This is a genomic window from Sphingobium quisquiliarum P25, from assembly GCF_000445065.1.
GTDB lineage: Bacteria > Pseudomonadota > Alphaproteobacteria > Sphingomonadales > Sphingomonadaceae > Sphingobium > Sphingobium quisquiliarum.
In genome coordinates this window covers 24286-35267 of the sequence record NZ_ATHO01000141.1, presented here as the reverse complement: position 1 = coordinate 35267, position 10982 = coordinate 24286, and the positions used below count along the sequence as shown (strand labels likewise).

The following is a 10982-nucleotide window of genomic DNA, read 5'->3' as shown; positions in this document are numbered from 1 at the left end:
CGCTTGAGATCAACGATCACGCTGCCGCGCAGATTGGGCGAGGACCCGCCATAGCCCAGGTTCATGCCCGTCGAAATGGTATAGAGAGGAACCTTGAAGCGGTTGGCGATGCGCACGACCGCCTGCACTTCCTCAACGGTCGACGGGGCGACGGCGGCGGAAGGGATCAGTTCATCGGGCTCGTCCCACAAGGGCGAATAGGCGTCCCGATAGAGCATCACGTCTTCTTCGGACGTGAACACCCATTGCGAACCAACCGCCTGCGCGAACTGTTCGAGCGCCTGCTTGAAATCGGCGGCGGAAACCTGGGGCGGCAAAGGAAGGGCCATTGCAAATCCTCGAATTAAAAAGGCTATATATCTGAGATCCTTAGGCCGCAGAGCGGCGGCCGAAGCATCGTAAACTGACATTGCCGAACATCATCGGCGATCCGCCGTGGGCGACAGTTGGATCCGGCGGATAGAATTGTATCTGGACTGCCCGGAAATCACGCACAGTTCAGGCGGCGAAATCCTTGTTCGCCTCCACTGCTCTCGCCTGATGGTACGAGCCGCATCATACTCCCATCCTCACCTGCTTGTTCCAGTTATGGAGAAACCGTACGATCGTACGGCCCATGAGTCAATGATGGCGTTGACCGATCTTCGACGGACTACAGCTTGTTCGCCAGCTTGGAGATATTCGCGATCGGAAATTGCCTCTGGCGGGAACGGAGCACAACTCCCCAGACTGACCGGGGCTCTCACGGGCACCTGCCTCCTTCGCATGCCTGCGCAGGAGTTCACTCCAATCCCGTAAGCGGCGTAGGACGCAGCCGCGAAATGCTCGCAGAGTGCCTCAACCTGCTTCGGTGACGGCCTTGCTGGTCCTTTTGGCGCTGCCGGAGACTGTCCGGCCTTCTTCGGCCTTCGACTGTGCCTTCCGCGCACTGGGCACCTTGGCCGCCTTCGCTTTTCCCCGCACGGGTGGAGGCGTCACTTCGCGGCGGTGGGCGATCTTCTCGATCCCGCCGACGATAAAGTCGAGCATCGTCGGATAGGCTGCCCTCAAATCCTTCTGACTGCTGGTCGGCAGATAGTTCAATGCATCGGAGCCGGACACGGCGAATGTGCCGGTGAAGACGGAGATGGCGTAGGAAAAGGCTTCGCTGGCGCTATCCAGGTCAAGTCTGGGTTCGGCCGCGATGAGCCTTTCGATCCCTTCATTCACCGACACGAGGAAGTGCGATGTCACCAGCGCCGCCCATCGGGGGTCGCGGCCCATGACCGCAAGGAGCCGGGCGTAAAAGTGCCATCCGCGATCGGGGCCAGTCAGCGCATCCACGATGGGCCTGGAAAAAGCGTCCATGATGTCGTGGATGGACGATGTGCGCAGCGCGTCGAATGCCTGACGGCGGACATGATTAAGCTCATCGGCCCGCCTGGCGATCACCATTTCGAACAATTGTTCCTTGGTCGGAAAATGATAGGTCAGCAAACCGAGGGAAATCGCCGCGTCCGAAGCGATCATGCGCATTGATACGCCGTCATAGCCATGCATCGCGAACTGCCGTTCAGCGGCATCAAGCAGCAGCTTTCGCGACTCGTCGGCATTTCGCCTCTGCACTCGGGTCATTCATCGGTCCTTTCGGAGGATGGGATCGGCGTTGGAGATACGGGAGCATGCCGCTATCACATGCACCGCCGTTCCGTCATCAACAGTATTGGCGGATTTAGTTCGATTTCCCAGCGCGGGGATATATTTCCCCCGCCACCCCATTCCCATCCCCGATCATTCTGTGCACGTTGGATTCTACCCAGTCGGCCAGCGGACGCAACAATATGGCCGCTTCCCGTCCAAGATCGGTGAGGCTATAATCGACATGAGGCGGTACGACCGCATGGGCCTGCCGCAGAATGAGGTGGTCGCCTTCCAGCAGGTGGAGCGTATGCGCCAGCATGCGCTCGCTCACGCCGCCGATCCGCCGCCGCAACTCGCTGAAACGATATGTCCTTACCTCCAGCGCCAGGATCACCATGGCGCCCCAGCGGCTCGTAATATGGCGGAATATCTCACGGGACGGGCATGCGACCGCCATCAGGTCGCCTTCCCGCAAGGCGGTGGACAACGGCGTGCTGTTGGAATGCTGGCTCGGAGATTTCATACTAACAATATTGTACGTACTTACCCAAGCTATTCAAGTCGCATAAATGGAGCGCTTCCAGAAGACATTAACGGAAGGATTCATGATAATCGCGGTTACAGGTGCAAATGGCGGCTTGGGACGATCGACGATTGCAGCGCTGAAAGCATGCATCCCCTCGTCCTCGATCCTGGCGCTCGTGCGTTCGCCGGAAAAAGCGGCTGATCTGGGCGTCGAAGTACGTAGCTTCGATTATGATAAATCCCCGGAACAATTGGCGCAGTCTCTGAAAGGGGTGGACGTCCTCTTGCTTATTTCATCCGCTGACTTGGGAAAGCGCGGCGAACAGCACGGAAATGTCATCAAGGCCGCCAAAATCGCGGGGGTGAAGCGGATCGTCTATACCAGCATCGTGAATGCAGACACCTCGTTGCTGAGCCTGGCCGAGGAGCACCGCGAAACGGAATCGGCGCTTCGTGAAGCCGGTGTGCCGTTCACGATCCTGCGCAATGGCTGGTATGCCGAAAATCCGTTGCACGGGCTTGAGGGCGTACGGGCAAGCGGCAAGCTGATCCGCAGCGCCGGGAACGGGAAGATATCCTTCGCCACCAGAGACGATCTGGCCGAAGCGGCTGCGATCGTCCTGACGGGGACGGGCCATGAAGGCAAAGTCTACGAACTTGGCGGCGACACGCCTTATACGATGGCGGATTGTGCCGCGGAGCTGTCGAAGCATTTTGGCCGGGACATTCCCTATGCTGACCTGCCGGTAGAACAATATGCCGGAATTCTCGCTGGCGTGGGCATGCCAGCGCCCTTTGCCCAGGCTGTCGCGAGCTGGGACGCTGCTGCTTCCAAGGGATCGCTGTTCCATGACGGCAATGATCTGCGCACCCTTTTGGGACGGCCGACCGTCCCGATCTCCGCAGTGATAGCGCAAGTGGCCAAATAATCCATCACGGCGCGACCTGACGGGTCCGCCATGGTCATCATCACACGGGATCGGCGCGGCCCTCATGGAGGACGGGGTCGCGCCGGGCGGTCTAATGCGCGATGCAGACGGCCTTTTCCTCCGTATAGCCGTTAAGCCATTCGGAGCCGAAATCGCGGCCAAGCCCCGATTGCTTGAACCCGCCGAAAGGCATGTTCGGATCGATGAACACATGGCTGTTGACCCAGACCGTGCCTGCTTCCATCCGCCGGGTCAGCGTCATCGCCTGATCGATGTCCTGCGTCCAGACGCTTGCCGCAAGGCCAAGGTCGCTGTCATTGGCGCGGCGCAGGCCTTCTTCGGCATCCGCGACGGGCGTGATCGTCAGGACGGGGCCGAAGACTTCCGAACGGGTCAACTGCGCCTGTTCCGGCGCGTCGAGGACGAGGGCGGGCGAGACATAATAGCCTTTGTCCGGCACGCTGGCGCCCTGGAGGATCTGCGCTCCGGCCGCGCGCGCGTCGTCAAGGAAGCCGCGCACTTTCATGCTGTGCTGCGCCGATGCGAGCGGATTGAGTTGCGCTTGCGGGTCCAGTCCGGGCCCCGCCGTCACGCCGCCGATCGCCTGCCGCAGCCCGGCCACCAGATCGTCATATAGCGGCGCTTCGACATAGATGCGGGATGCCGCGGCGCAGACCTGGCCGCCATTCAGGAACCCGCCCGCCATCAGGCCCGGAATGACCTTGTCCAGCCGCGCGTCGCGCAGGACCAGCGCGGGATTTTTGCCGCCCAGTTCCAGGGTGAAGCGCTTCATGCCGTCGATCGCGGCGTGGCCGACGGCCTTGCCGGTCGCGGTCGATCCGGTGAAGCTAAGCTTCGCGACCAGGGGGTGCGATGTCAGCGCACGGCCCGCAACCGCCCCGCCGCCGGTCACGACGTTGAAAACGCCAGCGGGGACGCCCGCCTCCACGGCCAGTTCCGCGATGAGCAGCGCGGTCAGCGGTGTCACTTCGGACGGTTTCAGCACCACGCTGCATCCCGATGCCAGAGCGGGCAGGACCTTCCACAGCGCGATCATCAGGGGGAAATTCCAGGGTGCGATGGCGCCGATGACGCCGATCGGCTCGCGACGCGTATAGGCGGTCCAATGCGCCGGTCCGCCGGGCAGCGACAGGTCGAAGGTCCGCCCGGAGATCTTCGTGGAAAGGCCTGCCGCATAGCGTATCCAGTCGACCGACGCGCCAACTTCCAGCATACGCGACAGATTGATCGACTTGCCCTGTTCCAGCGTCTCGATCTGCGCGGCGGCTTCCCCGCGTTCCTCAAGCAGATCGGCGAGGCGCAGCAGGACGCGTTCCCGGTCGGCGGGGCGAAGATCGCGCCAGCGGCCATCGGAAAATGCGGCGTGTGCCGATCGCACAGCCTTGTCGACATCCGCCGCCGTCGCGTCGGGAACATGCGCGATGACTGCGCCTGTCGAGGGATCATGGACGGCCAGCCGCTCGTTCCCGTCCGAAGCGCAGAATGCCCCTTCGATGAACAGCGCGGCGTCCCGCTCAAGGAACCGGGCGGCGGCTGGTTCGATCGTGAAGGGGCCTGCATATGCCATGATCGCTCTCCTATGGGCGCGGGACGAAATTTCTCTCTGATCCCTGTCTAAAAACGCCGCGCGCGCGTTGCTGTCATCAGTTCCGATGACAGAAGGGCGCGGCGGCCCGCCATATCCTGCCCTCATCCGCCACGGGACACAGGAGAGGAGAGTTTGAGTTGACGGCGCATGACCCTGTGGCAGCTTCCGGCGATACCGCCGCTGTGGAACCGGCAATGGTTCCCGGCTTTGGCAACCATGTGGCGACGGAGGCAGTGCCCGGCGCGCTGCCGGTCGGGCGCAATTCCCCCCAGCGCGTACCCTACGGCCTTTATGCCGAACAGCTTTCGGGAACGGCCTTCACCGCGCCGCGCACGGAAAACAAGCGTTCCTGGTTGTATCGCTTGCGGCCTGCCGCCAATCATGATGCGTTCGAGCCCTATCGCAACGCTGGCCTGCTGCGCTCCGCCCCGTTTGATGAGGTTCCTCCCAATCCCAACCGGCTGCGCTGGGATCCGCTGGCCTTTCCCGAAGCGCCCACCGACTGGGTGGATGGCCTCGTCACCTACGGCGGCAATGGCGATGTTGGAGCGGGCACTGGCGTTGGCATTCATCTGTACGCCTGCAACCTGTCGATGAAGCAGCGCGCCTTCTTCAACGCCGATGGCGAGTTGCTGATCGTGCCGCAGGAAGGATCGCTGCGGATCGTCACTGAACTTGGCCTCCTGACCGTGGAGCCGCAGCAGATCGCGGTCATTCCGCGTGGTGTTCGCTTCCGGGTCGAGCTGCTCGACGGTCCGGCGCGGGGCTATGTCTGCGAAAATTACGGCGCGCCTTTCCGCCTGCCTGATCTTGGACCGATCGGCGCGAACGGCCTTGCCAATCCGCGCGATTTCGAAACGCCGGTCGCCTGGTTCGAGGATGAGGACGTGCCCACGTTGCTGATCCAGAAATTCCAGGGCGGCCTCTGGTCGACGGCGCTGGGCCACAGTCCGTTCGATGTCGTCGCATGGCACGGCAATCTGGCGCCCTATCGATATGACTTGCGGCGCTTCAACACGATCAACACGGTGTCATTCGACCATCCCGATCCGTCCATCTTCACTGTCCTCACCAGCCCCAGCGAGACGCCGGGCACCGCCAATTGCGACTTCGTCATCTTCCCGCCGCGCTGGATGGTCGCGGAGGACACGTTCCGGCCCCCATGGTTCCATCGCAATGTGATGAGCGAATATATGGGCCTCATCACCGGAGAATATGATGCGAAGGAAGGCGGCTTCCTGCCCGGCGGCGGATCGCTTCACAACCAGATGAACGGCCATGGTCCAGACCGGGCCAGCTATGAAAAGGCGGTCGCGGCCGACCTTGCACCCTTCAAGATCGAGAACACGATGGCCTTCATGTTCGAAACCCGGCACGTCATCCGCACCACGCCTTGGGCGATGCGGACGCCGCCCATGCAACTGGACTATGACGCGGTGTGGGCGAACATGGAAAGGGCGAAGCTGCCATGACCGGCCGCATGGACGAAACGCACGATCCCGCCCTGACCAGCTGGGTGGAGTCCGCCAACGGACATCCTCAATTCCCCATTCAGAACCTGCCCTTCGGCATCTTCTCCATAGGGGATGGTGAACGCAGGGCCGGAGTTGCGATAGGCGACCTGATATTGGACCTCGCCGTCATTGCTGGTCACCTTCCGGCCTCCGCCGCCGATGCGGTCAGCGCATCCACGCTCAACGCCCTTTTCGCATTGCCGGCAGCGGACCGGCGCGCGCTGCGGCGGAGCCTGTCGTCCATACTGTCGGACGCCGGATGGCGGGACCGTATTACCCCTGCCCTGCATGCGGCGGACGACTGCACGCTGCTCCTGCCCGCCACCATCGGCGATTATACGGACTTCTATGTCGGCATCCATCATGCCGAAAATGTCGGGCGGCTGTTCCGCCCGGACAATCCCTTGCTGCCCAATTATAAATGGGTGCCGATCGGCTATCATGGCCGTGCCTCCTCGGTCCGCCCCTCGGGTGAGCCGGTGCGGCGGCCGCTGGGCCAGCGCAAGGCGCCCGATGCGGACAATCCGGTCTTCGGCCCCACCCAGCGGCTGGACTATGAACTGGAACTGGGCGTCTGGGTGGGGCAGGGCAACCCGCTGGGCCAGCCCATTGCGATCGGCGAGGCGGCGGATCATATCGTCGGCCTGGGCCTCCTCAACGACTGGTCCGCGCGCGATCTTCAGGCATGGGAATATCAGCCGCTTGGTCCCTTCCTGGCCAAGAATTTCCACACGACCATCTCGCCCTGGGTGGTGACGGTGGAGGCGCTGGCTCCGTTCCGCATCGCCCAGCCAGAAAGGCCAGACGGCGATCCCGATCCTCTGCCCTATCTGAACGATCCCGCCGATCGCAGCGAGGGCGCTTTCGCGATCGAGATGGAAGTGCTGCTGAGCAGCGAACGGATGCGCGCCGAGGGTCTGCCGCCCATCCGGTTGAGCCGGGGGCCGGCGAGCAATATGTATTGGACCGTGGCGCAGATCGTCGCGCACCATGCCTCCAACGGCTGCAACCTGCGGCCGGGCGACCTGCTGGGTACGGGCACGATTTCGGGAGCGGAAGCGGGGGAACGCGGTAGCCTGCTGGAACTGAGCGAAGGCGGCAAGTCGCCCATCGCCTTGCCCAGCGGCGAGGAGCGGCGCTTTCTGGAGGATGGCGATGAACTGACCATCGCAGCCACCGCAAGCCGCGAAGGCGCCGTGCCGATCGGCTTTGGCCCCTGTACCGCGCGCATCCTTCCGGCCCTGTCATGATGCGGCTGCACGGATATTGGCGTTCGGGCACCAGTTACCGGGTTCGCATCGCGCTCAACTTCAAAGGGGTCACCTACGAACAGGTGGCGCACGACCTGCGGCGGGGGGATCAGAAGGGCCAGGCCTATCTGGCCCTACAGCCGCAGGGGCTGGTTCCAGCGCTGGAGGCGGACGGGCAGGTGCTGATCCAGTCGCCCGCGATATTGGAATGGCTGGAGGAACGCTATCCCGATCCGCCGCTGTTGCCGCAGGATGCGGGGGGAAAGGCGCAGGTGAGAGCGATGGCCGCGATCATCGGCTGCGACATCCATCCCCTCAACAATCTGCGAATATTGAAAGCGTTGAAGAATGATCTGGGTGCGGATCAAGCCGCTATCAACAACTGGATCGCGCGCTGGATAAGCGATGGGTTCACCGCGCTGGAAGCGATGACCGGAGTGCATGGCGGGGTGTTCCTCTTTGGTGACGGACCCACTTTGGCCGACGTCTATCTGGTGCCGCAAATCTATTCGGCCGAGCGGTTCGGCGTGGACCTGTCGCCATTCCCTCGCTTGACCGCGGCGGCCACGGCGGCGCGTGCGCTTCCGGCCTTCGCCGCCGCCGATCCAGCGGTGCAGCAGGACGCTGATCCCGGCTGACCCCGAATATCATTTCCCCAACCAAAATCCCGGCTTGTGCGCCGACCCAAAGGAAAAGGACGATCATGGCAAAGCCTTTTGCATCCTCCGCCGACGTGGCGGAAAAGACCGAAACCCTGGAAGTCATCGCGGATGGCGTCTATGCCCTGACCGCCGAGGGTGATCCTAATGTCGGCGCGATCGAGGGGGAAGATTTCCTCGTCGCGTTCGAAGCGCGGGCAACGCCTGCCGCCGCCCGCGACTGGCTGAGGAAGCTGCGCGAACATACCGGCAAGCCCATCAAATATCTGGTTTTGACCCACTATCACGCCGTTCGCGTGCTGGGCGCGAGCGCGTTCGACGCGGAAAACATCATCACCAGCGAAACCACCCGCAAGCTGATCGAGGAACGCGGCAAGCAGGATTGGGACAGCGAGTTCGGCCGCATGCCGCGCCTGTTCAAGCAGCCGGAAGAAATCCCCGGCCTGACCTGGCCGACCCAGACGTTCGAGGACCGCTTCGACATCGACCTGGGCGGCGACCGGGGCACGATCGAACTGCATTTCTGCGGCCGGGGGCATACGGCGGGCGACATCGTCGGCTGGCATCCGAAGACGAAGACCCTGTTCGCGGGCGATCTGGTGGAGGCGGAAGCAGCGCTCTATACCGGCGACGCGTTCCATTTCGACTGGTCGAGCGACACGCTTGACCGCGTCAAGGCGTTCCGTGCGGAGCATCTGATCGGCGGGCGTGGTGCAGTTGCGCATGGGCTGGAGGCGACCGACGCCGCCGTGGAACAGACGCGCGGCTTCCTGCTCGGCATGATCGAGCATGTCGGCGCGGCCCACAAGCGCGGCGGCACGCTCAAGGAAGCATTCGAAGCGACCCATGCGGCGCTGGAGCCGAAATTCGGGCGCTGGCCGATCTTCGAACATTGCCTGCCCTTCGACGTGCAGCGCCTGTGGGACGAATTCGACGGCATCGATTGGCCGCGCATCTGGACGGAAGAGCGCGACCGCGAGGTCTGGGCGCAACTTCAGGGCTGAGACGGGCGATGGCCGCAACCAACAGCATGAACGGGGTGCCGGTGTGGCGCCCCGTGGGGACGACGCCGCTCGCGGAAATTTCCGGGGCGCCGCCCGCCGTGACGATCGTGGGGGGCGGTCCGGTGGGGATGACCGTCGCACTGGACCTTGGCCGCAAGGGTCATCGCGTCGTCATCCTGAACCGGCTCGACTTCGTGCCCGCCGGTTCCAAGGCGATCTGCTTTTCCAAGCGCACGCTGGATATCTGGAACCGGCTGGGCGTCGGCGTGCGCATGGCGGAAAAGGGCGCGGTCTGGAATGTCGGCAAGGTCTTCTGGGGCGATTCCGCCGACCCCATCTACAGTTTCGACATGCTGCCGGTGAAGCATCAGCAGATGCCGGGCTTCATCAACCTTCAGCAATATCATGCCGAAGATATATTGATCGACGCGCTGGCGGAGCTTCCCAATGTCGAAATCCGCTGGGGCCATGAGGTCACGGGCATCGAACAGGATGGCAAGCAGGCGGTTCTGCGCGTCGTAACGGGCGGGCAGGAATACCGGCTGGAAACGCCATGGGTGATCGCCTGCGATGGCTCCCGCTCGCCTGTCCGCCACATGCTGGGCATGGATTTCGAAGGCCGCGTGTTCGAGGATAATTTCCTGATCGCCGACATCAAGGTGAAGGGGGATCGCCCCTGCGAACGCTGGTTCTGGTTCGATCCGCCGTTCAACCGGGGCCGTTCCGCCCTGCTGCACAAACAGCCGGACGAGGTATGGCGGCTGGACTTCCAGCTTGGCCGGGATATCGATCGCGAAGCCTGCATCCGGCCGGAAAATGTCGCGCCCTATATTCGCGGCATGCTGGGCGACGGCATCGAATTCGAGCCGGAATGGTACAGCGTCTACACCTTCCAGTGCCGCCGCATGGAGAGCTTCGTTCATGACAGGGTGATCTTCGCGGGCGACAGCGCTCATCTCGTGTCCCCCTTCGGCGCGCGGGGCTGCAATGGCGGGGTGGCCGACGCCGACAATCTGTGCTGGAAGCTGGATCTGGTGCTGCGCGGCGAAGCGCCCGAAAGCCTGATCGCCAGCTATGATTATGAGGCGGTGGTCACGGCGGACGAGAATATCCTCAATTCCACCCGCTCGACCGACTTCATGTCGCCCTTCTCGCAGGCGGCGACGGCGATGCGCGACGCCGTTCTGGAGCTTGCGCATCAGCACGCATTCGCGCGGCCGTTCGTGAATTCCGGCCGCCTGTCAACGGCCGTCAGCTACCCCGGCAGCCCGCTCAACACGCCGGACGAGCAAGGCGCCCTATGGGCAGGCATCCCGCCGGGGAGCGTTGCCCTTGACGCGCCGGTTGCGGATGGCTGGCTGCTCGACCATCTGTCGCACGGGCAATTCACGCTGTTGAGCTGGCATGCGGACATCGACGCGCCTGCGGGCGTGACGCATTTGCGGCTCGAAATCATGGGTGATGTAGAAGCTTTGGTGGTGGCGCGTTATGATCTTGAGCGGGGTTCGGCCTATCTGATCCGGCCGGACCAATATGTCGCCGCACGGTGGCGGTCGCCGGACGCGCGGGCGGTGGAAGCGGCGCTGGGCCGCGCAATGGGGAAGAAGTGATGGCGGCGCTCAATCTGCAACCCAATATCGCCGACCCCGACGGCCTGTACGCCAGGCTGGCCGCCCTGCACGAGGGGCTGGATGAGCGGCGCAGCGCGGTCGTCAACAGCAAGCTCATCCTGCTGCTCGCCAACCATATCGGCGACCCGCAGGTGCTGGCCGAGGCGATCGACACGGCGAAGGCTGCGCATTTGGCCATTTCATCGGCAACAGAACAGGCCTAAAAGCATCATCAGGCGGCCTTCGGGCCTTGCCTGAAGGA

The 10982-nt window shown here is 63.2% G+C and carries 11 protein-coding genes; 7 read left to right on the top strand and 4 right to left on the bottom strand.

The annotated features are described in order from the left end of the window. From L288_RS0122000 to L288_RS0121990, 3 genes are all read right to left on the bottom strand, one after another. Positions 1-329: FAD-binding protein (locus tag L288_RS0122000; protein WP_031304616.1), on the bottom strand; the 329-nt coding region annotated here is incomplete at its 3' end. Between the two features lie 508 nt (positions 330-837). Further along, positions 838-1614: a TetR/AcrR family transcriptional regulator gene (locus tag L288_RS42070; RefSeq protein WP_021239189.1), complete on the bottom strand. Its 777-nt coding sequence runs from the start codon at positions 1612-1614 to the stop codon at positions 838-840. Positions 1615-1711: 97 nt separating this feature from the next. After that, positions 1712-2143 (bottom strand): winged helix-turn-helix transcriptional regulator, encoded by a 432-nt coding sequence (locus tag L288_RS0121990; protein WP_037484796.1) that lies wholly within the window; start codon positions 2141-2143, stop codon positions 1712-1714. Between the two features lie 46 nt (positions 2144-2189). On the opposite strand from L288_RS0121990, the gene L288_RS37025 reads away from it, so the two are divergent. Then, positions 2190-3074: an SDR family oxidoreductase gene (locus tag L288_RS37025; protein ID WP_236613051.1), complete on the top strand. Its 885-nt coding sequence runs from the start codon at positions 2190-2192 to the stop codon at positions 3072-3074. 91 nt (positions 3075-3165) lie between these two features. On the opposite strand, the gene L288_RS37020 is transcribed toward L288_RS37025, so the two are convergent. Further along, entirely contained in the window at positions 3166-4662 is a 1497-nt protein-coding gene (locus L288_RS37020; RefSeq protein WP_021239186.1) for an aldehyde dehydrogenase family protein, read from the bottom strand. 215 nt (positions 4663-4877) lie between these two features. On the opposite strand from L288_RS37020, the gene hmgA reads away from it, so the two are divergent. The 6 genes from hmgA (at position 4878) to L288_RS36990 (ending at position 10944) form a co-directional block, all read left to right on the top strand. Continuing rightward, positions 4878-6155, top strand: coding sequence for a homogentisate 1,2-dioxygenase (hmgA, locus tag L288_RS37015; protein WP_031304672.1), 1278 nt, complete (start codon positions 4878-4880; stop codon positions 6153-6155). Continuing rightward, a complete protein-coding gene (gene fahA, locus L288_RS37010) occupies positions 6152-7447 on the top strand; it encodes a fumarylacetoacetase (protein ID WP_021239184.1) in 1296 nt (431 codons plus the stop codon). Before hmgA ends, fahA begins: the two co-directional genes overlap by 4 nt. After that, positions 7444-8085, top strand: coding sequence for a maleylacetoacetate isomerase (gene maiA / locus L288_RS37005; RefSeq protein ID WP_021239183.1), 642 nt, complete (start codon positions 7444-7446; stop codon positions 8083-8085). Before fahA ends, maiA begins: the two co-directional genes overlap by 4 nt. Before the next feature lie 65 nt (positions 8086-8150). Next, positions 8151-9110 carry an MBL fold metallo-hydrolase gene (locus tag L288_RS37000; protein WP_021239182.1) on the top strand — a complete coding sequence of 320 codons (960 nt, stop codon included), beginning with the start codon at positions 8151-8153 and terminating at the stop codon, positions 9108-9110. 8 nt (positions 9111-9118) lie between these two features. Then, positions 9119-10720 (top strand): FAD-dependent oxidoreductase, encoded by a 1602-nt coding sequence (locus L288_RS36995; protein ID WP_021239181.1) that lies wholly within the window; start codon positions 9119-9121, stop codon positions 10718-10720. Further along, positions 10720-10944: a DUF2783 domain-containing protein gene (locus L288_RS36990; protein ID WP_021239180.1), complete on the top strand. Its 225-nt coding sequence runs from the start codon at positions 10720-10722 to the stop codon at positions 10942-10944. Before L288_RS36995 ends, L288_RS36990 begins: the two co-directional genes overlap by 1 nt. Positions 10945-10982 lie beyond the last annotated feature (38 nt).